The organism is Pseudomonas sp. IT-P2, assembly GCF_949767575.1.
Taxonomy (GTDB): domain Bacteria; phylum Pseudomonadota; class Gammaproteobacteria; order Pseudomonadales; family Pseudomonadaceae; genus Aquipseudomonas; species Aquipseudomonas pharyngis.
Genome location: NZ_CATKQA010000011.1, coordinates 607,744 through 628,875, shown reverse-complemented (window position 1 = coordinate 628,875; position 21,132 = coordinate 607,744). Strand labels below are relative to the sequence as shown.

General features: G+C 58.7%; 21 protein-coding genes and 1 pseudogene. 9 read left to right on the top strand and 13 right to left on the bottom strand.

Annotation, left to right across the window (positions count from 1 at the left end; genetic code table 11):
- Nucleotides 1–13: 13 nt before the first annotated feature.
- The 5 genes from ACM6JM_RS09585 to ACM6JM_RS09565 form a co-directional block, all read right to left on the bottom strand.
- Nucleotides 14–670 carry a c-type cytochrome gene (locus tag ACM6JM_RS09585; protein ID WP_414881742.1) on the bottom strand — a complete coding sequence of 219 codons (657 nt, stop codon included), beginning with the start codon at nt 668–670 and terminating at the stop codon, nt 14–16.
- Entirely contained in the window at nt 670–2,154 is a 1,485-nt protein-coding gene (locus ACM6JM_RS09580; protein ID WP_011334151.1) for a flavin monoamine oxidase family protein, read from the bottom strand. Before ACM6JM_RS09580 ends, ACM6JM_RS09585 begins: the two co-directional genes overlap by 1 nt.
- 181 nt (nt 2,155–2,335) lie before the next feature.
- Nucleotides 2,336–2,998, bottom strand: coding sequence for a TetR/AcrR family transcriptional regulator (locus ACM6JM_RS09575; protein ID WP_414881741.1), 663 nt, complete (start codon nt 2,996–2,998; stop codon nt 2,336–2,338).
- Nucleotides 2,999–3,088: 90 nt separating this feature from the next.
- Entirely contained in the window at nt 3,089–3,505 is a 417-nt protein-coding gene (locus tag ACM6JM_RS09570; protein ID WP_011334149.1) for a RidA family protein, read from the bottom strand.
- Nucleotides 3,506–3,518: 13 nt separating this feature from the next.
- Nucleotides 3,519–4,352 (bottom strand): phytanoyl-CoA dioxygenase family protein, encoded by an 834-nt coding sequence (locus ACM6JM_RS09565; protein WP_414881740.1) that lies wholly within the window; start codon nt 4,350–4,352, stop codon nt 3,519–3,521.
- Nucleotides 4,353–4,572: 220 nt separating this feature from the next.
- Here ACM6JM_RS09565 and ACM6JM_RS09560 point away from each other — a divergent pair, with 220 nt between their 5' ends.
- Both ACM6JM_RS09560 and ACM6JM_RS09555 read left to right on the top strand, forming a co-directional pair.
- Complete coding sequence (locus ACM6JM_RS09560; protein ID WP_011334147.1) at nt 4,573–5,286, top strand: winged helix-turn-helix domain-containing protein; 714 nt, start codon at nt 4,573–4,575, stop codon at nt 5,284–5,286.
- A 513-nt stretch (nt 5,287–5,799) separates the two neighbouring features.
- On the top strand, nt 5,800–6,315 hold the full coding sequence (locus tag ACM6JM_RS09555) for a cupin domain-containing protein (protein ID WP_103385272.1): 516 nt from the start codon (nt 5,800–5,802) through the stop codon (nt 6,313–6,315).
- A gap of 399 nt (nt 6,316–6,714) precedes the next feature.
- On the opposite strand, the pseudogene ACM6JM_RS09550 reads toward ACM6JM_RS09555, so the two are convergent.
- The 4 genes and pseudogenes from ACM6JM_RS09550 to ACM6JM_RS09535 all read right to left on the bottom strand — a co-directional run.
- Nucleotides 6,715–7,160: pseudogene (locus tag ACM6JM_RS09550) on the bottom strand (thiamine pyrophosphate-dependent enzyme); the annotation flags it as partial.
- 241 nt (nt 7,161–7,401) lie between these two features.
- Nucleotides 7,402–8,061 (bottom strand): carbonic anhydrase, encoded by a 660-nt coding sequence (locus ACM6JM_RS09545; RefSeq protein WP_103385275.1) that lies wholly within the window; start codon nt 8,059–8,061, stop codon nt 7,402–7,404.
- 134 nt (nt 8,062–8,195) lie between these two features.
- Entirely contained in the window at nt 8,196–8,705 is a 510-nt protein-coding gene (locus ACM6JM_RS09540) for a nucleoside deaminase (RefSeq protein ID WP_414881739.1), read from the bottom strand.
- Between the two features lie 30 nt (nt 8,706–8,735).
- Entirely contained in the window at nt 8,736–10,076 is a 1,341-nt protein-coding gene (locus ACM6JM_RS09535; protein ID WP_414881738.1) for a nucleobase:cation symporter-2 family protein, read from the bottom strand.
- A 214-nt stretch (nt 10,077–10,290) separates the two neighbouring features.
- On the opposite strand from ACM6JM_RS09535, the gene ACM6JM_RS09530 reads away from it, so the two are divergent.
- Nucleotides 10,291–11,205 (top strand): LysR family transcriptional regulator, encoded by a 915-nt coding sequence (locus ACM6JM_RS09530; RefSeq protein WP_414881737.1) that lies wholly within the window; start codon nt 10,291–10,293, stop codon nt 11,203–11,205.
- Between the two features lie 60 nt (nt 11,206–11,265).
- Here ACM6JM_RS09530 and ACM6JM_RS09525 read toward each other — a convergent pair whose 3' ends face one another.
- Nucleotides 11,266–12,024 (bottom strand): SDR family NAD(P)-dependent oxidoreductase, encoded by a 759-nt coding sequence (locus ACM6JM_RS09525; RefSeq protein ID WP_011334140.1) that lies wholly within the window; start codon nt 12,022–12,024, stop codon nt 11,266–11,268.
- 228 nt (nt 12,025–12,252) lie between these two features.
- Here ACM6JM_RS09525 and ACM6JM_RS09520 point away from each other — a divergent pair, with 228 nt between their 5' ends.
- On the top strand, nt 12,253–13,707 hold the full coding sequence (locus tag ACM6JM_RS09520; RefSeq protein ID WP_414881736.1) for an MFS transporter: 1,455 nt from the start codon (nt 12,253–12,255) through the stop codon (nt 13,705–13,707).
- 6 nt (nt 13,708–13,713) lie between these two features.
- On the opposite strand, the gene ACM6JM_RS09515 is transcribed toward ACM6JM_RS09520, so the two are convergent.
- Together ACM6JM_RS09515 and ACM6JM_RS09510 are read right to left on the bottom strand one after the other, a co-directional pair.
- Complete coding sequence (locus tag ACM6JM_RS09515; protein ID WP_103385312.1) at nt 13,714–14,565, bottom strand: LysR family transcriptional regulator; 852 nt, start codon at nt 14,563–14,565, stop codon at nt 13,714–13,716.
- Nucleotides 14,566–14,658: 93 nt separating this feature from the next.
- The gene (locus ACM6JM_RS09510) at nt 14,659–14,889 is read right to left on the bottom strand and encodes a hypothetical protein (RefSeq protein ID WP_011334137.1); all 231 of its coding nucleotides are present in this window, start codon (nt 14,887–14,889) and stop codon (nt 14,659–14,661) included.
- Between the two features lie 282 nt (nt 14,890–15,171).
- Between ACM6JM_RS09510 and ACM6JM_RS09505 the strand changes: the two genes are divergently transcribed.
- Entirely contained in the window at nt 15,172–15,972 is an 801-nt protein-coding gene (locus tag ACM6JM_RS09505) for a DUF1206 domain-containing protein (protein WP_011334136.1), read from the top strand.
- Here ACM6JM_RS09505 and ACM6JM_RS09500 read toward each other — a convergent pair.
- Entirely contained in the window at nt 15,966–16,880 is a 915-nt protein-coding gene (locus ACM6JM_RS09500; RefSeq protein WP_011334135.1) for a LysR substrate-binding domain-containing protein, read from the bottom strand. The two genes, ACM6JM_RS09505 and ACM6JM_RS09500, sit on opposite strands and share 7 nt — an antisense overlap.
- 198 nt (nt 16,881–17,078) lie before the next feature.
- Between ACM6JM_RS09500 and ACM6JM_RS09495 the strand changes: the two genes are divergently transcribed.
- The 4 genes from ACM6JM_RS09495 to ACM6JM_RS09480 all read left to right on the top strand — a co-directional run bounded on the left by ACM6JM_RS09495 (nt 17,079) and on the right by ACM6JM_RS09480 (nt 21,110).
- Nucleotides 17,079–17,828, top strand: coding sequence for an SDR family NAD(P)-dependent oxidoreductase (locus ACM6JM_RS09495; RefSeq protein WP_039768387.1), 750 nt, complete (start codon nt 17,079–17,081; stop codon nt 17,826–17,828).
- 97 nt (nt 17,829–17,925) lie between these two features.
- Nucleotides 17,926–19,224, top strand: coding sequence for an MFS transporter (locus ACM6JM_RS09490; protein ID WP_041475274.1), 1,299 nt, complete (start codon nt 17,926–17,928; stop codon nt 19,222–19,224).
- 18 nt (nt 19,225–19,242) lie between these two features.
- Nucleotides 19,243–20,091 carry a transketolase gene (locus ACM6JM_RS09485; RefSeq protein ID WP_414881735.1) on the top strand — a complete coding sequence of 283 codons (849 nt, stop codon included), beginning with the start codon at nt 19,243–19,245 and terminating at the stop codon, nt 20,089–20,091.
- Nucleotides 20,088–21,110, top strand: a complete 1,023-nt coding sequence (locus ACM6JM_RS09480) for a transketolase family protein (protein ID WP_414881734.1) — start codon at nt 20,088–20,090, stop codon at nt 21,108–21,110. Before ACM6JM_RS09485 ends, ACM6JM_RS09480 begins: the two co-directional genes overlap by 4 nt.
- The last annotated feature ends 22 nt before the right edge of the window (nt 21,111–21,132 follow it).

Here is a 21,132-nt window from a genome sequence, read left to right as displayed (position 1 = left end):
TGCCCGGGCAGGATCAAGGGTTCAGCTTGGCCAGATACTGCGCCACGGCCTTGATGTCCTCATCTGACAGGGTGCCCGCCATGGCATTCATGGCCTGCGTCGGATCGATGCGTTGGCCACGTTTGAAAGCGCTCAGTTGATCGATCAGATAAAGCTGCCCTTGTCCGGCGATACGCGGAGCCTGGGGGCCGCCAGAGAGTTTTTCACCGTGGCAGGCTGCACACCCATTGGCGGCGACCACACGCTGACCGCGCTGGTCCAGCGCATCATCCTTGGCCGGGACTTCAGTCACGCCTGGTCGCTGTTCGGCAAAATAACTGGCCAGGCGCTTGATCTGCTCGTCGGTCAGATTGGCCGCCAGCGGCTGCATCTGGGCACTGTGGCGACGCCCTTCGGCAAACGCGCGCAACTGGTTTTCGATGTATGCCGCAGGCTGCCCTGCAAGCGCTGCGTATTGAGCATCGCGGGGTTGACCGTTGGCGCCATGGCAAAGTGCGCAGGTGTCCTGCAGCTGTGGCCACGCACCGCCGTTGGCCTGATATGCAGCGTCGTGCTGATCCACGGCCTGCATGAAACGATAGCCCGCCCACAGTTCCGGCCCGTAAATCGCTATTGATCCAGCCAACGCCGCGCTCACGGTGATGACTCCAAACACCATAGTCCGCTTCATCAGGCGCTCCTCCGTGGTTGAAGCAACGCCTGCAGCGCTTCCATTGCCGCGCGATGTCCGGCGCGGACCGCACCGTCCATTGCCCCGGCCCAGATTTCCGCAGTCTCGGTACCCGACCAGATCAGGCGACCGACCGCCGGCGTCAGGTACTCGCCCCATTGCGTCCAGAAACCGGGGGGCATAGGGGAAATACAACTCAAACTCCACGGGTCGATCTTGCCCCAGTCCAGATCATGAAACTGAATCGGGTGCAGGGCTTGTTCGCCCATGGCGCTGGCGTAAATCGCCGACAGGATGTCCTGCGCCGTTTTCGGGTCATGGGGTAATTGGCCGGTCCTGACGAAGCCGCTGAGCACACCCAGGCTGCCGTCCGCCGGGGAGTTGTCAAAGGCCCAGATCAGCGGACCTTCCACTGGCACAATCTGCCCGTTGAGGCCTTGGTCGCGCCAGAACGGGCGCTCATAGACGTGCACGGTCTTGCGCATCGGTGCATGGGCCGGCCAATGCCGCTGCAGCTCGGCACGCCCGGACGGCAGGGGCGGATCGAAGAGGATCTGATTGCACAACGCCGGGCTCAGCGCAGCAATTACCTGCCGCGTGCGGATGATGCCCTGATCGGTGTGCAACTCGACGACATCACGATCCCAACCGACAATCTTGCGCACCGGGCACGCCAACCGGATTTTATCTCCCAGCGCCTGAGCCATCTTCAAACTGAGAATTTGCGAGCCGCCAGCCAGGCGAGATTCCTGCGCACCGCCCTGGAGCCCTTCGAGCTTTTCAAGGCGGCAGTCCGACGAGTTGATCATCGCCAGGTAATGCAGGAGTCCCATGCCGGCCGGCGTGGTACCGAAGGTGAGGCTCACGGACATGTTGAAGCCGATCTTGTCGACGTTGCTGATGCCTTGACCGGCCAGCCACTGGCCGACCGACAGTTTGTCCAGCTCAGCCGCGTCCTTGGCTTTCCACGGCGCTTTGCTGGGGACGCCTTCGGCGAGCTTGTTCAGTTTTGCGACGACTTCTGTATTGGAATTCGGCCCGTCGCTGAGATCTTCCTGGATGTTGACCTCGTCCATCAGATACACCGCCTTGCCCTTGTAGTAGGTGGGGAAGGTGGCGACATCGAGCTGTCTGGCCAAGTCGGCGATCGACGTTTGCCCCGGGCCGATCCATTGGCCACCGGCTTCGGAGATCACGCCATTGCCCAGATCATGGTTCAGCGTGCGACCACCGACGCGGTCGCGGGCTTCAAGCACGGCAAAAGACTCGCAGCCAGCGGCCTGGAGGTCTCTGGCGGAGGTTAGCCCGGAAAGCCCTGCGCCAATGATCACCACATCCAGTATCGAGGTATCTACAGGTTCGATTTGCGCCATCGCACGCCCGGTGACACCCAGCCCTCCGGCGAGGGCTGCGCCTCCGATCGCTTGCAATAACAACCGTCGCTGTCGTGATTGCGTCGACAGTTGATCGAGATCCGCACTCATCTTCACCTCCGTTTTCTATTTATAATCACAGATGTTATGTGAATATATGACGGATCAGGAATTCAGCAAAGTGAAATCGGCGCGATGTCGGTTAACCGTGGGTATGAGCGTAACGCGGGCGTGACCAAGCAGGGTTCGCTGCGCAAATGAAGCGAACCTTGTTGATGCTGGAGGGCAGGGTTTAGCGAGCGGGGCTGATCAGCGTGATGACCGCATCCATCAAGGCCTTGCTGCGTTTGGCTTCAAATCGCTCTGGCTCGATTGGCAGCATCATCATCCAGCCGTCACTCAGCGCGCTGAGCTGATCGGCAAGCAGATCGGCAGCAATGTCCTTGCGGATGATGCCTTGGCTTTGTCCCTTGCGCAGAATGCTGGCGAGATCCTCGCGGAAGCGCGAATAACGTTTCTGGATCACGTCGGCAAATACCGGTTCGTGCCGAGCGTGGGCAAGCATCTGAAACAAGGCCAGCCAGCGCGCCGAGTCGTTGGCTTGAGTCAGGTTCAACCACTGCTCGATCATTGCCCTGACATCGACTTTTTCCTGACCGGCATCCAGCAAATGGTCGAACTCGTCGAACAGACTCTGCGCCGCCGCCGTGATCATTTCTTCTTTGTTGGCAAAGTAATAGGTCACGGCCCCCGTGGTGCACCCGGCATGACTGGCGACCTTGCGCAGAGATGTCCCGGCATAACCTTCCTGGGCAATGACTTCGATGGCTGCGGTCAACAGTTCACCACGTTTTTCCAGACGATTACCTACTGGACGACCGCGACGTGGAGCGGGCGCGGAATCACTGTCAATGGAGTGCTGACTATCCGTGGAAGGCTCTTGAGCATCATGCATGAGAGAAAGTGATTCCGTTGGTTGAAGGCGTTGAGCCGACAGCGGCTGCGAACGCCATTTTGGCTTGGCACGTCGCGATCATGCAATCGTTCAGATTCGACCGCTGCCAATCACCGCGACGGCCCGGACTTCCACGCGCAAGCCCGGCATTGCCAGTTGGGAAATGCCGACAGCGGTCCAGGCTGGATAACGTTCAGGGAAATATTCGTCCTTTACCTGTCCAAAGGCGTGCACTTCGGCCTGCAGATCAGTATGAAACGTCATCAGCTCGACCACGTCGGCCAGGCTTGCGCCCGCAGCTTCGAGAATGGTCCGCAAGGATTGAAACGCCAGATGGGATTGCGCCTGGATGCCGTCGGCTGGAACCATGGCCTCGTCGATACCGACCTGGCCGGACACCCAGATCATGTTGCCGACGCGTGTAGCCTGGGAAAAGTGGAAGTTGTCGTAGATCGCCTGGGTGTGACCAGGGTTGAAGGACTGACGCTGCAGGTCTTGAGTGCTCATGGCGGTGCTCCTCTTATATTAATTGGCGGAACGTTGGGTGGCGGAAGGCGTCTCCCGCTTTCAGAGTCGACAGCTCTTCGGTGAACAGCACTCCTTGCTGCGGATAACCGGAGATGCTGTGTTCTGGCAAAGGATGGAAGGTGGCGTCGTCGCCAAAAAAACGGAAAACGAAGGTGTGACGATCAGGGAAGGCTTCATCCACCGGAGCGCCGCCATGCAGCGAACCCGGATGCAGCAGGAGGATATCGCCAGGCTCGGTGGCCCACGAAATGATCTCGAATGCCTCAGGATCGTTTTGCCGCAAAGCCTCGATGTCCGGCAGGCGTGGCAATGCATCGCCGCCATGCAGCGGTTGAGTCGGATCATTCGGATCGCGAAACGTGGTGCCGTCGTAGCGTGGTCCTTTGTGCGAACCTCGAACGATTTCCAAAGCGTTTTTCTTCGGCACTGACTCAAAACTGATCCAGGCATTGGCCCAGTGGTTTCCGGCCCAAGGCAGATAGGACGTGTCCTGATGCCAAAGCGTGCGAGAACCGCGTCCACCTGCTTTGAGAAACACTTCTTCGGCGAAGTACCACACATTCTCCGAACCCCACAGCTCGGCAAATAGCTCGCCAAAGGGTAGGGAAGCCACCAGTTCTTCGAGACGGGCCTTTGCAACGGGATTGGCGTTGTCGACGTGCGACTGTTGCTCCGTTCCGTCGAACATTCGAGTCGCATGAGGGCCATGATTCTCAACAGCCCAGTCGTAGGCTGCACGGCACTCGGCCAATTGATCTTTGCTCAGAAAACCTTTGATCAAGACGGCCCCGTCTTCCAGGAACGCCTTTCGCACAGAGAGTTGCATGAGAGCTTTCTCCTCGAAAATGCCACTTGGCGATTTCGATGCTAGCAGGCGATAAGATTAAACACAACAGACGTTATCTTAATAATGTTATCATCAATGGAGGCCTAAGCAGATGCTCTGCGGCGGGGCCCCGGTGATCACTCGCTGATGATCGGTCGCTCAACCGCACCGTGGGTCTGAGGCTGCACACACTTAATCAAGGTCCTAATGCTGAGCTTTTATGGAAAACCCAGGTCTCGTTAAAACACTGCTAGTTGAGGACGATCAGAGGCTGGCGAAACTCATCACTAAATTCCTGGCCCGGCATGGATTTGCGGTGCAAGTGGTTCGCCGGGGTGACCAGGCATTGGCGGCCATCGCTGAACTCAAGCCACAAATCGTCGTACTTGAGCTCCTACTGCCAGATCAGAACGGACTGCACCTGTGCCGTCGGATTCGTGATGGTTTCGATATCCCCATCATCATCTTGACTGCCAAGGGAGATGACAGGGATCAGGTTCTCGGCCTGGAATCCGGTGCCGACGACTATGTAGTCAAACCTGTCAAACCATCGGTATTCCTGGCTCGGTTGCGCGCTTTACTGCGACGCCATATCCCCACGAAGCAACCGACAGCGCTCGACATCCTCGAATTCGGTCAGCTGTCGATCGATCGCAGTGGCCGGGTAGTGAGCCTGGCCGATCAGAGAATCGATCTGACAACCATGGAGTTCGAACTACTGTCCTTGCTGGCCAGTGCGGCGGGCACACTTTTTTCTCGCGACGAAATCCTCAACCGTATCCGCGGTATTCCTTTCGACGGGATCAACCGCAGCGTCGATGTTCACATCAGTAAATTGCGCGGAAAGCTCAATGACAACCCTCGAAATCCAGAGCTCATCAAGACGATCTGGGGCAGGGGCTACCTTTTTAATCCGTTTGCTTGGGAGGCATAGATAAGTATGAAAAAGGACGTGCTGATAACAGGAGAGCCAGTTAAAACATACTTATTAAAAAATATCACACTGACTGCCAGTGATACCGCGACGTTCTCGTGCACGGTAAAAAAATTCACACGAAATAGAAACGCGGATGTATAAAATGCAGGAGGGCCGCTCTATATGTTAGGGGCAGACTGGGAATCCCGAGCCCCCGCGCTAATCTTCCCGGAAAAACGGGCGTGAGCAGCCGCGAATGGAAGCTTGATCTTCATCTGTACTCGCCCCACGGTCGAGTTACTTAATGCCGTGAAAGTTATGCCTGAAAACGCAGTTCTAATCCGGACTGAGGAGCGTAAGCGATCATTGAAAGCTCATGCGCAACGGGAAAGTTAAGCATTAATGATGTACACGAATAGTTATGTTTTAGGCAGAGAGGAAGCATGCCTCAGCTTTAATAGAAACTAACTCGACTAAATGACCGTTTAGTCGAGTTATTACAGAATGTATTGAAAATCAATGGAGCAGGCCATGAATCCGAGTCAGATCAGTGCGTCGAACCTGATTGCATCACTGGACCTTGAACCTCATGTTGAGGGCGGCTATTTCCGCAGGACATACCAGGCTGATCACCGGGACATGCTTGAAACCACGAGCGGCTCACGCTTTCTGATGACGTCGATTTACTACCTGCTGACCGAAGATTCACCGGTCGGCCAGTTTCATTTCAACCATTCGGACATCCTGCATTATTTCCATCTGGGCGATGCCATTGAGTACAGCTTGATCCTTGAAGACGGTTCACTGCAGACGTTGGTGATGGGCAGCGATGTTCTAGCCGGACAACATTTGCAATTGCACGTACCGGGCGGAATCTGGAAAGCCTCCAGACTGCTGAATGGCGAGAACGGATTTGGTTTGATCAGCGAAGCGGTTTCATCAGGATTCGATTTCGCGGATATGGAAATGGGGAACCGGCAGAAACTCACAGCGCGGTATCCGCAGCATCGAGCGCTGATTGAAAAGCTGACGCGTGCCGAGGATTGAGAGCGGCACATTTTAAATAGAGGGATCTACAGCCAACAAAGATCAGGTCGTTTGAAAGCGATGCTGGAGATCGAAATGGCGTGCGCAACCGGGCTGGCTCCGTAATACTTTGTTACGTGTAATGTATATTATGTTAAATAGTGTTTCTGACCGGAACTTCCTCGGTTCACCTTTGCCGCCAGCACGCCCTGACTCCCCGGCGTCCTGGTGATTCGCGGGTCTTACCGTTGCGGCGGGACGCGAATTTTCCCGCTGAAGACACTGTGGGTGTTGTAGATCAGCGTGACCGGCACAAGTACCGCGAAGCCTATCAACATGAACACTTGGCTCTTTGGGCTGGACGCGGCCGTTTTCAGAGTCAGGTCGGGAGGAATGATCAACGGGTACAACATGCATTCACTACTTGCGCTTCCCGGGCAATACCGTCCCCAATACCTGTTTAGCCGTTTGCACGATGACGCCCGCTTCGTCCGTATCCCCCTTGAGCAATGTGCTGGCGAATTTCTTTGCCTGTTCCAGCTTGATATGCGGCGGCAACGGCGGCACATTCGGGTCGGTCTTGAATTCAATGACGACCGGTACTTCGGAAGCTAACGCCTGCTCCCAGGCTGCGGCCAGGCTGCGGCCACGTCTTCCTCCCGATCGACAAAAATGCCTTTGAGGCCGATGGAGATGGCGAACAAATGGTAAGGCACATCCGGAATACTCTGCGAGGCAACGAATTTCGGATCGCCCTCCATCACGCGCTGTTCCCAGGTGACCTGATTCAGATCCTCATTGTTGAACACGGCGCAGATCCACTTCGGGCTGTCCCACTGTCGCCAGTATTTGGCGACCGTTATCAGTAATGTGTGAATAAAAGAAAGGACGTGAAATATCAAAAATTTCCGTCCTTTTTTTCATCTGTATCAGGACAGGAAAATGCCCGGCACTGGTGATATGTCGGGAAATCCAAGACGCCAGGCCCGTCAGGCTCTCCTTGACCTAGTCGTGAGGTTAATTGTGAGTCATCGGTGGGTCTTTGATTCGGGCCAGGGACCGATCGGCCGGGACGAAATTTTCCCCGTCCCGACCTGTCTGTCGCCGTTATATCTGACCACCGTTGCGCGCAGCGACGGCAACGGTGGTCGGTGAATCGGAAAGTGGAACAAAGCGTCGAGTGGCTCCATCCAGCGCATCGATGCAACCCGCCTCGATGTCATAGACCCAGCCATGCAAATTCAAACGTCCTTGCTCAAGCGCAAGCGCCACCGATGGATGAGTCCGCAGGTTCGCCAGTTGTGCGATCACGTTTTCACGAACGAGGCCATCGAGCTTGTCGCGTGGCGTATCGAACTCATGCGCCGCGTTGATCGCTTTCGCGGCGTCCGCGTGACGAAGCCAGTTGGCAACAGCCGGAAGATGATCCAGACATGTGCAGCGTGAAATCGCGCCCATCGCTCCGCAATCCGAGTGGCCGCAGATCACGATGTCCCGTACCCCGAGCACTGCAACCGCATATTCGACGGTGGCCGATACACCACCCGGTTCAGGACCATATGACGGCACAATGTTGCCGGCGTTGCGGATCACGAACAGCTCACCCGGCTCACGCTGTGTGAGCAGTTCAGGCACTACACGACTATCCGAGCACGTGACAAACAGCGCCTTTGGGTTTTGCTCTGTCGCGAGCTGCCTGAAAAGCTCGACACGTTGTGGATACACCTCGCGCTGAAACCGCAGAAAGCCATCAATAATGTCACGCATAAAGTCCTCCAAAGCCTGATTGCGGATGCTGAGACGAGCACTCGATGCCTTCGCGCCTCACTGGGTCGTGATTATCGCAGACGTTGCAGGCGAGTGCGCGACCTCACACCGCTCAAGCTTCGTTTCAAAACCTGTTAGGACCAAAACCCCCTGTGCGGTTCAGCCGCCTCTCCCTCCAGCATCGGCCCCAAGACGCTGACCTTGCGCTGCCCCTTGGCGAACACCTCGCGGCACGGCAGCGAGAACGTCGGATTCTCCGGATGGTCCCCCGTCAGTCCCAGCAAGGCATGCTCCGACAAGGCATAGACCACACGCCCGATCCCCGTCCAATACACCGCGCCGGCGCACATGCAGCATGGCTCGGCGCTGGTGTACAGCGTGCACAGTTCCAATTCCTGCGGCGACAGCAGTTTTGCCGCTGCCGCCGCTGCCACCAACTCGGCGTGCTGCGTTGGATCACCTTCCGGGGGCATCGAGTTGTTCACCGCTTCGACAATCACCTTGCCGTTGCGGTCGGCCACCAATGCCGCGAACGGATGGCGACCGCGTTGCTTCGATGCCTCGGACAAGGCAATGGTCTGGCGCAGTAACGTCAGATCAAGCGCGCTGACGCCGGCCGGGATGAGTTGAGCAAATTGATTCATGGGTAACTCCTGGGCAGTGGAATACAAAAGTCAGTCGGCCAGTTCAGCCGATGTAGCGCCGATGGTTTCGGTCGATTTTTTTTCATCGTTGAGCAGAACGTTGAGGACGATGGCGGTGATCGCTCCGAGGAAAATCCCGCTGTCGAGCACCAGTTTCAGGGTCGGGCCGACGTGTTCGAACAGCGCCGGAAAGGACATCGGCAGCACCCCGACACTCACTGACACGGCGACGATAATGCCGTTGCGCGTGCCCTCGAATTGCACCCGTGACAGTTCCTGAATCCCCGCCACCGTGGTCATGCCGAACATCACAATCGCGCAGCCACCGAGCACCGGCGTCGGCACTGCGGCGATCAACGCGCCGAGTTTCGGGAACAGGCCCATCAGCACCATGATTGCCCCGGCAGCGGCCACAACGAAGCGGCTTTTAACGTTGGAGAGCGCAATCAAGCCGGTGTTCTGAGTAAAGGCGTTGTAAGGAAAGCTGTTGAACAAGCCACCGAGCATGGTCGACAAGCCATCGGCGCGGAATGCGTTGCCGAGGGTCTGTTGCGTGGTCGGTTTGCCGGTCAATTTGCCGATCGCCAGACAGTTGCCGGTGGTCTCGGCCATGATGACCAGCATCGCCAGGGTCATGATCAGAATCGGCACCGGCGCGAATTCCGGCGCGCCGAATGCCATCGGCGCACTTAGCTCAAACCACGCCGCTTCGCTGACCCGATTGAAGTGAGTCATGCCGCAAACCGCTGCGATCAGGCTGCCGACAAACAGGCCAATCAGTACGCTGAGGTTGCCGATGAAGCCCTTGAATCTGGCGTAGATCACCAGGGTCACACTGACCGTGGCCAAACCCAGCAACAGGTTGGCGGGATTGCCAAAATCTGCCGAATCGGGATTGCCACCGCCCAGCCAGATCGCCGCTGCCGGCATCAGCGAGATGCCGATAATGGTGATCAGACTGCCAATCACCACCGGCGGAAAAAACCGCAGCAAGCGGCTGAACACCGGTGCCAGCGCAACGGTGATAAAACCCGCCGCGATCACCGCACCGAAAATCTGGCTGAGACCGAACTCCCTGCCGATCATGATCATCGGCGCCAAGGCAATGAACGAGCAGCCCTGAATCAGCGGCAGGCGGGCGCCGAACTTCCAGAAACCGAGGGTTTGAATCAGCGTCGCCACACCAGAGGTCAACAGGTTGGCGTTGATCAGCAACACGACTTGCGCCGAGGTCAGCCCCATCGCGCTGCCAAGAATCAGCGGCACCGCCACCGCTCCCGCGTACATCACCAGAACATGCTGCAAGCCAAACGTGAACAACTGGCGCAGTGGCAAAACCTCGTCCACCGGATGAATGCGTTGTGTGGTCATTTCCCACGCTCCTGAAGGTGCGGCATCTGTTGAGATTGCGGGCATGCCCAAGGCGTTTGAAAGGTGCATCCGCCCCGGAGATCGTTTGAAGCGGGGCCATATTTGAACGTTTATTGCGATGAAACAAATTAGCAACCATCGCTTTTTCCGATGGCACGGATCTGGCATCCGTTAGCCGCTCCAAACCTTCATTTTCGAACCGGGAGTTCAACGCTTGCGCTTCTCACTCGATCAACTGTTGATGTTCGTCCAAGTGGTCAAAAGCGGATCGTTTTCCGCCGCCGGGCGCAAACTGGGCAAGACCCAATCGACCATCAGCGCAGCGATTGCCAACCTCGAAACCGACCTTGGCGTCGACCTGTTCGACCGCAGCAACCGCAGCCCTGCCCTCACCGCCAGCGGCCACAAATTGCTGGTGCAGGCCGAAGCCGTGCTTGAACGCTGCATGACCTTCGAAGCCCACGCCAATTGTCTGTCGGAAAACGTAGAGCCCAGCCTGACACTGGCCATTGAAACGCCGTACGGCCCGATCATGCCGGTGCTCAAAGCCTTCGAAGCAGCCTTCCCCTTTGTCGACCTGATCATTCGTCATCCGGTCCATGGCGACGTCAGTGAACTGGTCAGCAGCGGCGAAGCGGTGCTCGGTGTGGCGTTCTCACAGCCCGGCTACCCCAAGGAGCTGGCGTTCCAGCAGCTGGGCAAACTGATCATGCTGCACGTCTGCCATCCCCGGCACCCATTGGCGCAACTCGATAACGTCACGTTCGAGGATCTGCACGTCCATCGCCGCCTGGCCTTCAGCGCCCACGCGAGCAAACTGCCGAGCAGCGAATACCTGCGTTCGACCCAGCTGTGGCAGGCGGAAAGTTATCTGGCGTTATTGGAAATGGTCCGCGCCGGACTCGGCTGGGCCACCCTGCCCCGCCAGCTCGTTCAGCGTGAACTGGCCAAGGGTGAGCTGGTGGAACTGCAGCTCTCGGCATATCCGCATACGGACTGGCAGATTGGTGTGGATTTGATCTGGGCGCGGCAGCGGCCGTTGGGTAAGGCAGAGCGATGGCTGAAGGAGAAGTTGCAGGGCAACAAGGTGTATGAACTGGATCGCAACGGGCAGACCACCACGCTTTGAGGTCAATGCAGATGGAGCGAGTCGCCTTACGCCTGCCCGAAGCTTTACCAATCCCCTGCTTCAGATTTGCGATAAACCACCATCGACCATCAGCTCCACGCCGTTCACGTATCTGGCGTCGTCCGAGGCGAGAAACAGTGCCGCGCTGGCAATTTCTTCGGGTTGCGCCATATAGCCCAATGGCGTGATTTGCTCGACGTGCTGGCGCAGCGCGGCGATGTCGCTCTCGCTCATTTTCAGACCGTTGTCCATCAGCGGTGTGCGGGTGAAGCCAGGGCTCAACACGTTTGCGCGGATTTTGCGGTCCTTGAGTTCATTGGCCCACGTGCGTGCAAACGATCGGACCGCCGCCTTCGACGCGTTGTACAGACTCAATCCTTCCATGCCGTTGCTGGAGCAGATTGAGGCAGTCAAGACGATGGACGAAGCGTCTTTCATCAACGGAAGAAGCGTTTGAACGCTGAAGAAAACGCCTTTCACGTTCACGTCGAACATGGCGTAGTAAGCAGCCTCGCTGGTCTCTCCGAGCGGATTTTTCTCACAGATCCCGGCATTTGCGAACACTGCGTCCAGCCGATCGTCGCGCGTTTGGATTGTCGCTTTGAGCGCGTCGAGATCAGCCTGACGCGAGACATCGGAAACCACCGCGACAGCTTTGTCGCCGAGTCTGGCAACTGCCGCCTCCAGCCTGTCTGCTGCCCGTGCAGTGATGTAAACGCGTTTGGCGCCCTCGGCGATCAAGGCTTGCGCGATGGAAAACCCGATCCCTGTGGAACCGCCGGTCACGACGGCAACCTGATCACTGAATTTACCTGACATGTCTGACTCCTCGGTCGTTGATGAAGGGAATGTCTGAAACGACCTGCCCATGGTGAGCGTCATCGCAGCGGCGCGGCACTGACACGAATGAACGTTGGCCGTGCAGTTTTGTAAGGCGAAAACGCAGGAGCGATTCCCTAAATTGGGACCCGGCGACCTGACCCGGGCAGGCGCGAAGCCTTGCCCTTCGGTCGTCGTCAAACCTGAGTTCCCTACAGGATGCCTGTCATGTCTCGAATCGAAATCGAAGTGCCCGAACCCCGGCGCTGGTTGATGTTTGCCATATTGCTCGTCGGAGCGTTTCTGCCGCCCCTGGATTTTTTTATCGTCAACGTCGCCCTGCCCTCGATACAGGAGGATCTGGGGACAGGCTCCTCTGCCGAGCAGCTGGTGATTTCTTCCTATGCAACGCTCTATGCCGTGACGCTGATTACCGGCGGACGACTCGGCGATCTGTACGGCCGCGGGCGGATGTTCTTCCTTGGCCTGTTGGGCTTCGCCGCCGCGTCGCTGATGTGCGGCCTGGCGGTTTCGCCGTGGATCCTCATCCTCGGACGCGCCTTGCAGGGTGTGACCGCCGCCGTCATGGCCCCTCAGGCACTTGCATCGGTGCAGGCGATTTTCCCAGTGTCGGAAAGACCATTGGCATTAAGCATTTACGGGGCCGTATTTGGACTGGCGTCTGTGATCGGTCAGGCACTGGGCGGCTTTTTGATTGAGGTCGACGTGTTTGGCATGGGATGGCGCGCGATCTTCCTGGTCAACCTGCCGATCGCGTTGCTGGTGATTGCGTTTGGCATCCGTGTGCTCAAAGAAACCCGTGCGCAGCGCGCGAGCAAGCTGGATCTGGTGGGCACCGCGTTGTCGATGCTGACCCTGACCACCCTGGTCGTGCCATTGATTGAAGGCCGCGAGGCGGGATGGCCGTGGTGGGCATGGCTGTCGCTGGCCGCCAGCCCTGTGCTGGCGGTAGTGTTCTGGCGCTACGAGAGCCGCTTGCACTGCGCCGGAGGAACTCCCATCCTCGCCCCGGCCGTACTGAATGCACCGGGCCTGGGGCGAGCGCTTCTGGTCGCGCTTTGCTTCTATTCAATCGGTGTGTTTTTTCTGATGTTTTCGATGTACATGCAAAGCGCATTGCATATGAGCGCACTGCATGCCGGCCTGATCTTTCTGCCGTTTGGCGCGGGATTTCTGCTCGGTCCCCTGTCGGTTCCGCTCCTCAGGCGCGTCCTCGGGGGCTACGTGAATCCGCTAGGCATGGGGCTGGAAGTGGTCGGGTTACTATGGCTGGGCTGGCTCGTGTCAGTGACACCGACTACCCTCGCCCCGCCCTTCACTTCTCTGACGGTCATCCTGTTCCTGATCGGTCTGGGACAGGGGCTTGGCCTGCCGACGTTGATGCGCATGGTCACGGGCCGGGTAGCGCCGGCGTATGCCGGGATGATCGCAGGCATTACCAGCGCAACGCTGCAGATCAGCACATCGCTGAGCGTCGCACTGATTGGCGGTGTGTTTTATACCTTGCTCGGAGAACCGGCGACGGCGGTCAGCATCACTCATGCGTTCACGATCGCTGTTCTGTGCATCGCCGTCTGCCTGGCCGTAGGGGCAGCGATAAGCCTGACGTTAGCGCGCGAGCCAGCGACGGTAGCGCAAGCCTCGGCTGTACGCCCGACCTGAGGCGCGCTACCCCGCACCGATCATGCTGGAGGCAAGGTCAGCCAGTGCGCGCAGCCGGTCCATCTGGCGCATGTCCTGGTGATACCCCATCCAGATGTCCCGTCCTGGCGGTGGCTCGTCCTCATCCAGCAGTCGCAGTCCCGACACGGAGTCACCGAGGACGCGGGGCAAAACGGCAACGCCCAGCCCCTTCGCGCACATCTGTGCCTGAACCGTACGGCTGCTGCTGGTGAACACGGTGCGGGCCAGCGGATAGCGTTGCTGCAGCCATTGCACGTCCGGGTAATGGGACTGGGCGATGTTCATCAGGATCAGGCCAAGCCCCTCGCCGTCCGGCTGCGGCGTCGGGGCATGCAAAGCCGCGTATAGGCCGTACGACAGAGTTGTCAGCTTGCGGTGCACTATGTCGGGTTCGGTGAAAGGCACGATCCGGAAAGCGATGTCGGCATCCCGGCGGGCAAGGTCGAACAGTCGATGCCCGGCGATGACTTCGGGAACGATCAACGGGTAGCGGTGCACCAGTTCGCTGAGAACCGGCGACAAAACATGACAGGCGAACCAGTCGGCTGAGGATATCCGCAACAGGCCTTCAGGCTGATCACCATGCCCCGCCAGACGCCGCTCGATGGCCAACGCGCTGTGTTCCATGTCCTGCGCCAGACCGAGAATCCTCTCGCCACTGTCCGTGAGCACCAGCCCTTGAGCGGTCCGCAGGAAAAAGGCTTGCCCACTGGTTTGTTCAAGCACCTGCAAGCGCCGTCCGACCGTTGGATGACTGACCCCCAACTCCCTGGCGGCTCCGCCCAGCGAGCCGTTGCGGGCAATCGCCAGGAAGATCCGCATGTCACTCCAGTCCATGCCCTCGCCCCGTACAAAAATGAACATTGAGTGATCAGCTTATAGTTCAAGTAGATGGCTGTTCATGAATATCGATTCAATCAGCCGATCTGATCAGCCTCGCGACAATGACTTCAAACGCTCCACCAGCGCGGCTTCGAAAATGATGTACAGCCTCTCGGCATCACCAGCACGCAAGGCCCCGCCGGTTTCCAGTCCCAGCACGAAACCATCCGCCCGCGCCCCTGCCTTGACAGCAATGATCATCGAGTCTGCCCGGACAATCTGCGCCAGCAGTCGATCCGCTTCTCGCTGAATCTTGTCGCCCAACACCACGCCTTCCACATCGCCACCCAATACGTTCAATTAGACATCCAGTACATGACCGCGATAACCGCTGAAACCCAGATGATGGTCAATACAATCGAGTAACCAGCCAGTTGCTTGTCCATTTTCACCACGGCATCAATATGAATCTGAATGATGGGTCAGGATCGTCCGGCTCGCAACGGCAGCTCGTCCCCTTCATCCATCGCACTCCGGGTAAACGTCCGGACTCCGATTTGTAACAGAACCCCTTTCAGCAACAAGGGTCTGCTCTCTTAATACACCTCGGAAATCTATCCAATGTCCGCGCAACGCAGTCTCGTCATACTCGCTCGGGGCGGATACGCCGCTCGCGGAGTGCTTTATTTGATCATCGGCATATTCGCGTTATTGGCAGCCCATGATTCGACAAAACCCAAGGACAGTCACAAGAGTCTGGAAGCCTTGCTGAGCCAGCCGTTCGGCTATTTTCTGGTGGGCCTTGTGGTGGCGGGTCTGCTTGCGTTTGCAGCCTGGCGTGTCCTGCAAGCGATACGCGATGTCGATCATCACGGCACGCAGCTCAAAGGTCTGGTGATTCGTGCAGGCCTGTTTGCAGGAGGTCTGGTCAACGGTGCTCTGGCGTTTTTTGCATTGGGACTGCTTGTGAGCGGTAGCCGCCGTTCGAGCCATTCCGCAGAGCAGACCAAAGACTGGCTGGCGCATCTTTTGTCTTGGGAACACTCGAATCTATTGTTGTACCTGATTGCGCTCATTCCGCTGGGGGTTGGCGTTGCTCACATCATCAAGGGATGGAAGGCCTCGTTCGAGAAGTATTTTGAGGCCGACGAAGAGGTCATGCGCTATGTCCGTCCGGTGTCTCGCTTCGGTCTGATCGCACGCGGCGTCGTGTTTATGGAGATTGCTTTGCTGCTGGCCGTCAGCGGTTCCGCTTATCAAGCCATGGACCCGCCTGGCATGAAGGAAGCGCTGGACGCGCTGCAGAATCTGCCCGCCGGATGGCTTGTCCTGATGGTGATGGCCCTGGGGCTGATTGCCTTCTCGGTTTACAGTTTCTCGGAAGCGTGTTGGCGCAAGATCAATATGGATGTGCTTCAGTAACTGAAGTCATGCCCCAACTCACGCTGCATCCATTCCAGAAAACGCCTCACCCGTGGAAACCCCGCATGCGCCTTCGGGAAAACCAGGTGGTGTGCGGTGATCGGGGCGCTCAACCCGGGAATGACTTCGACCAACTCGCCGCGCGCCAGGTAGTCCTGCGCCAGCAGCGTGCTTTCCAATGCAAATCCAAGCCCGTGGCTGGCGGCCTCGAGGGTCATGTAGGAGCGGTCAAAGCTCAAGGTGTAGGGGCTTTCAGGGCGCGACAGCCCGTGTTGAGCAAACAGTTGCGGCCACTTGATCAGCGTCGCTTCCGACAGGATCAGGTTGCAGTCCAGCAAGTCGGCGACGGCGCGGATCGGGCGTTTTTCCAGAAGTTTGGGCGATGCGAGGACCGCGATTTTTTCGTTGCGCAGCGTACGCACTTCGAAACTTGGCCAGTTCGGCATGCCGTGGCGGATGTCCACGTCGATCTTGTCCCGACTGAAGTGCAGCGATTCATAGGAGCATGAGAGATTGAGCTGAATGTCGGGATGGCTCTCGCGAAACTGTTCCAGGCGCGGCATCAGCCACAACAGGCCGAAGCTGGGTGATGAATGCAATCGCAGGCAGTCGAGGCTGACATCACTGGTCGCGCGCTCTGTTGCCACCGCCAGGCTGTGCAGGATGCCGGATATCTCGGACAGGTATTGCTCGCCCACGGGCGTCAACGTCACCCCTCTGGCCGTTCTGAGGAACAGCTGCCGCCCGATCATTGCCTCGAGTTTGGCCAGTTGGTGACTGACTGCCGAGGGCGTCAGGTCCAACACTTCGGCCGCACGCGCGACGTTGCCAAAGCGCGCAGTTTGCTCAAAGGCCTGAATGGCTTTCAGGGGTGGCAGGATTGGCGGTGCTTCGCCAGATGAACTCATGATGTGGGTTGTTCCGCTGCAAGTGGCTGAGGCCGGGCGTTCGACTATTCAAACACCGCAACCGCATGTTGGCGAGTGCTGAATTTTTTTCAGCATCCAGTGAAGTTTGCGTTATTGCTCAGGGTCGTTGCGGGAGACAAGCTGAGTCATCGGTTCTGCACGGACCGACTCAATAACAACAATCAGAGGTTTTCTCCCATGCTTCTTCAAGGCAAAGTCGCGATCATCACAGGTGCTGCCTCCGCACGTGGTATCGGCCGCGCGACAGCTACGACCTTCGCTCAACATGGCGCCCGGGTGGTGATTCTGGATCTGGACGCATCCGCTGCCCGCGATGCCGCTGCCTCTTTGGGCGAGGGTCATCTCGGCCTGGCTGCCAACGTCGCCGACGAGTCCCAGGTGCAGCAGGCTGTCGCCACCGTCATCGAACACTTTGGCCGGATCGACATACTGGTCAACAATGCCGGCATCACCCAACCCCTCAAGACCCTCGATATCCGCCCCGGTGATTACGACAAGGTGCTGGACGTCAGCCTGCGCGGTACGTTGCAGATGTCCCAGGCGGTAATTCCGCTCATGCGCCAGCAAGCCAGCGGCAGCATTGTGTGCATGTCTTCGGTTTCCGCGCAGCGCGGCGGCGGCATTTTTGGCGGGCCTCATTACAGCGCCGCCAAGGCCGGTGTGCTGGGCCTGGCCAAGGCCATGGCGCGTGAGCTGGGGCCGGACAACGTGCGCGTCAACTCCATCGCCCCCGGCCTGATTCACACCGACATTACTGGCGGCCTGATGCAGGACGAGCGCCGCCACGCGATCATCGACGGCATTCCGTTGGGTCGCCTGGGCGAGGCGCAGGATGTGGCCAATGCGGCGCTGTTCCTGGCCAGCGACTTGTCCTCCTATCTGACTGGCATCACCCTGGATGTGAACGGCGGCATGCTGATTCACTGACACACGTGGCGGGCCTCGCGGCCCGTGCGGTTCTGGATCGATGATACGGCCGGGCAGACTTGCCCGGCGGTCAATAAAAACAAGAGATCAGACCATCATGACTACCCTGTCGCTCGAAGCCGTTTCGGCGGTGCGTTCCAACGCCTACCGTAAAACCGCCTGGCGCCTGATGCCGTTCCTGATGCTGTGCTACCTGTGCGCCTACCTCGATCGCGTCAACGTCGGCTTTGCCAAACTGCAAATGATGAACGATCTGGCGCTCAGCGAAACAGTCTACGGGCTGGGCGCGGGCATGTTCTTCATCGGCTACTTTCTCTGCGAAGTGCCCAGCAACATCATCCTGCACAAGGTCGGCGCGCGAGTCTGGATCGCGCGCATCATGATCACCTGGGGCATTGTCTCCGCCCTCTTCGCCTTCGTCGAAACCGCCTGGCAGTTCTACGCCCTGCGCTTTCTGCTGGGCATTGCCGAAGCCGGCCTGGCGCCGGGGCTGCTGCTGTACCTCACCTACTGGTTTCCGTCCTACCGGCGTGCGCGCATGACGGTGTTGTGGTTCATCGCTATCCCGCTGTCGGGCATGGTCGGCGGCCCGCTCTCCGGCTGGATCATGAACCACTTCGCCGGTATGCACGGCTGGGCCGGCTGGCAATGGATGTTTGTGCTGGAGGCTGTGCCTACGGTGGTTGTCGGACTGTTGGTGCTCAGCTATCTCAAGGATGGCGTGCATCAGGCCAGTTGGCTCAACGACGACGAAAAAGCCCTGATCACCCGTGAGCTGGCGGAGGATGACCAGCAGAAAGTGACGCATGCGTCCGTGGGCGAATTCATTCGTGACCGTCGCCTCTGGCTGCTCGCGGGGATCTATTTCTGTGTGGTGATGGGACAGTACGCAATTACCTTCTGGCTGCCGACCCTTGTGCGTAATGCCGGGGTCTCCGATCCGATGAAAATCGGCTTGCTGACCAGCCTGCCGTACCTCTGTGCCATCGCCGCCATGTTGCTGGTCGGACGCAGTGGCGACAAACATCGCGAACGCCGCTGGCACCTGATCGTGCCGATGATCGCCGGGGCCATCGGCCTGACCCTCGCGGCGCTGATGGGAGGCAATGTGATGCTGTCCATTCTCAGTCTGTGCCTGGCGGCTTCCGGCATCCTGTCCGCGACCTCGCTGTTCTGGATGCTCCCCACCACGCTGCTTGGTGGTGTCTCCGCCGCGGCCGGCATCGCCGCCGTCAACAGTTTCGCCAACCTTGCCGGCTTCTGCTCGCCCTACCTGATTGGCTGGATAACCACACTCACAGGCTCCAGCGCTATCGGCATGTACCTGATCACCGGCGTATTGCTGATCGGCGCCTCGCTGGTCCTGCGCATTCCCGCTGCCTTGGTCAATCGTTGATTCACAGGAGAATTCACCATGACTGCCAACCTTTCATTCACAACACCCCAGACGCTGGCCGAGCGCGCCCACAACATCCGCCGCCATGCCTTGTGCATGGGCCAGGTGCAAGGCCAGGGCTACGTCGGCCAGGCCCTCGGTGCGGCGGACCTGCTCGCGGTCGCCTACTTCCATGCGCTGAGTTATCGTCCCGAAGACCCGGCGTGGGAGCCGCGTGATCGTTTCTATCTGTCGATCGGTCACTATGCGATTGCGCTGTACGCGGCGCTGATCGAAGCCGAGATCATCCCGCTCGATGAGCTTGAAACCTACGGCTCGGATGACAGCCGATTGCCGATGTCGGGCATGGCCGCCTACACGCCGGGCATGGAAATCACCGGTGGCTCGCTGGGTCAGGGGCTGGGCATCGCGGTCGGCGCCTGCCTGGGCCTCAAGCGCAAGGGCTCGACATCGTTCGTCTACAACCTGCTGTCGGACGGCGAGCTGAACGAAGGCTCGACCTGGGAAGCCGTGATGTCGGCCTCGCACTGGAAGCTCGACAACCTGATCGCCATCGTCGACGTCAACAATCAGCAAGCGGACGGCCATTCCAGCGAGATCCTGTCGTTCGAACCCATCGTGGATCGCTGGAAAGCGTTTGGCTGGTTCACCCAGCGCGTCGACGGCAACGACCTGGACGCACTGGTCGAAGCCTTCGATGCCGCCCGCCAACACACCGGCACTCAGCCACGGGTGATCATCTGCGACACCACCATGGGCAAAGGTGTGCCCTTCCTCGAAAACCGCGAAAAGACCCATTTCATCCGTGTGGACGAACACGAATGGGATCTGGCACTGACCACGCTTGAAGAAGGAAAAAACCAATGAGCAACGCCGCCAACACACCGACCTCGACTGGCGAACCGATCAAGAAGCGCCTGACCACCTCGGCGATGATTGCCTCGATTGCCTCTGAAGGCCAAGCCACCCGCTCAGCACCTTTTGGCCATGCATTGGCTGCACTGGCGGATCAGCGTCCGGACATCGTCGGCCTCTCCGCTGACCTGTCCAAGTACACCGACCTGCACATTTTCGCCAAGGCCCACCCGGATCGTTTCTATCAGATGGGCATGGCCGAACAGTTGCTCATGAGTGCGGCCGCAGGCATGGCCCGCGAAGGATTCGTGCCGTTCGCGACCACGTATGCGGTGTTCGCCTCGCGTCGCGCCTATGACTTCATCTGCATGGCCATTGCCGAGGAAAACCTCAACGTCAAAATCGTTTGCGGATTGCCCGGCCTCACCACCGGTTACGGCCCCAGCCACCAGGCCACCGATGACCTGGCGATCTTCCGGGCGATGCCCAACCTGATGATCGTCGACCCTTGTGATGCCTTGGAAATCGAACAGGCCGTGCCCGCCATTGCCGCGCATCAGGGGCCGGTCTACATGCGGCTGCTGCGCGGCAACGTGCCGCTGGTACTGGATGAGTACGGCTATCAATTCGAGATCGGCAAGGCCAAGACCCTGCGCACCGGCAACGATGTCCTGATCATCTCGACCGGATTGATGACCATGCGCGCATTGGAGGCCGCCAAGGCGCTGCAGACCGATGGCGTCGATGTTGCGGTGCTGCATGTGCCGACGATCAAACCGCTGGATGAACAGACCATTCTCGCCGAGGCCCGCAAGTCTGGCCGGCTGGTGGTTACCGCAGAAAACAGCTCGATTATTGGCGGGCTCGGTGAAGCGGTTGCCGGGGTACTGCTGCGCAACGGAGTGACGCCGACGTTCAGGCAGATTGCATTGCCCGACGCCTTCCTCGACGCCGGTGCACTGCCGACACTGCATGATCGCTACGGCATCTCCACCGAAGCCGTCTGTGCGCAAATCAAGTCCTGGCTTTGACCGTTGACTGATCGGGGCGCTT

Bases quoted from the DNA above. Each gene is read 5' to 3' on its own strand.
- ACM6JM_RS09565 (WP_414881740.1), bottom strand. From the start codon at position 4,352: ATGCAACTCTCTGTGCGAAAGGCGTTCCTGGAAGACGGGGCCGTCTTG.
- ACM6JM_RS09575 (WP_414881741.1), bottom strand. From the start codon at position 2,998: ATGCATGATGCTCAAGAGCCTTCCACGGATAGTCAGCACTCCATTGAC.
- ACM6JM_RS09505 (WP_011334136.1), top strand. From the start codon at position 15,172: ATGTCCGCGCAACGCAGTCTCGTCATACTCGCTCGGGGCGGATACGCC.
- ACM6JM_RS09495 (WP_039768387.1), top strand. From the start codon at position 17,079: ATGCTTCTTCAAGGCAAAGTCGCGATCATCACAGGTGCTGCCTCCGCA.
- ACM6JM_RS09520 (WP_414881736.1), top strand. From the start codon at position 12,253: ATGTCTCGAATCGAAATCGAAGTGCCCGAACCCCGGCGCTGGTTGATG.
- ACM6JM_RS09515 (WP_103385312.1), bottom strand. From the start codon at position 14,565: ATGGACTGGAGTGACATGCGGATCTTCCTGGCGATTGCCCGCAACGGC.
- ACM6JM_RS09585 (WP_414881742.1), bottom strand. From the start codon at position 670: ATGAAGCGGACTATGGTGTTTGGAGTCATCACCGTGAGCGCGGCGTTG.
- ACM6JM_RS09560 (WP_011334147.1), top strand. From the start codon at position 4,573: ATGGAAAACCCAGGTCTCGTTAAAACACTGCTAGTTGAGGACGATCAG.
- ACM6JM_RS09540 (WP_414881739.1), bottom strand. From the start codon at position 8,705: ATGAATCAATTTGCTCAACTCATCCCGGCCGGCGTCAGCGCGCTTGAT.
- ACM6JM_RS09480 (WP_414881734.1), top strand. From the start codon at position 20,088: ATGAGCAACGCCGCCAACACACCGACCTCGACTGGCGAACCGATCAAG.
- ACM6JM_RS09485 (WP_414881735.1), top strand. From the start codon at position 19,243: ATGACTGCCAACCTTTCATTCACAACACCCCAGACGCTGGCCGAGCGC.
- ACM6JM_RS09535 (WP_414881738.1), bottom strand. From the start codon at position 10,076: ATGACCACACAACGCATTCATCCGGTGGACGAGGTTTTGCCACTGCGC.
- ACM6JM_RS09555 (WP_103385272.1), top strand. From the start codon at position 5,800: ATGAATCCGAGTCAGATCAGTGCGTCGAACCTGATTGCATCACTGGAC.
- ACM6JM_RS09545 (WP_103385275.1), bottom strand. From the start codon at position 8,061: ATGCGTGACATTATTGATGGCTTTCTGCGGTTTCAGCGCGAGGTGTAT.
- ACM6JM_RS09525 (WP_011334140.1), bottom strand. From the start codon at position 12,024: ATGTCAGGTAAATTCAGTGATCAGGTTGCCGTCGTGACCGGCGGTTCC.
- ACM6JM_RS09580 (WP_011334151.1), bottom strand. From the start codon at position 2,154: ATGAGTGCGGATCTCGATCAACTGTCGACGCAATCACGACAGCGACGG.
- ACM6JM_RS09490 (WP_041475274.1), top strand. From the start codon at position 17,926: ATGACTACCCTGTCGCTCGAAGCCGTTTCGGCGGTGCGTTCCAACGCC.
- ACM6JM_RS09570 (WP_011334149.1), bottom strand. From the start codon at position 3,505: ATGAGCACTCAAGACCTGCAGCGTCAGTCCTTCAACCCTGGTCACACC.
- ACM6JM_RS09500 (WP_011334135.1), bottom strand. From the start codon at position 16,880: ATGAGTTCATCTGGCGAAGCACCGCCAATCCTGCCACCCCTGAAAGCC.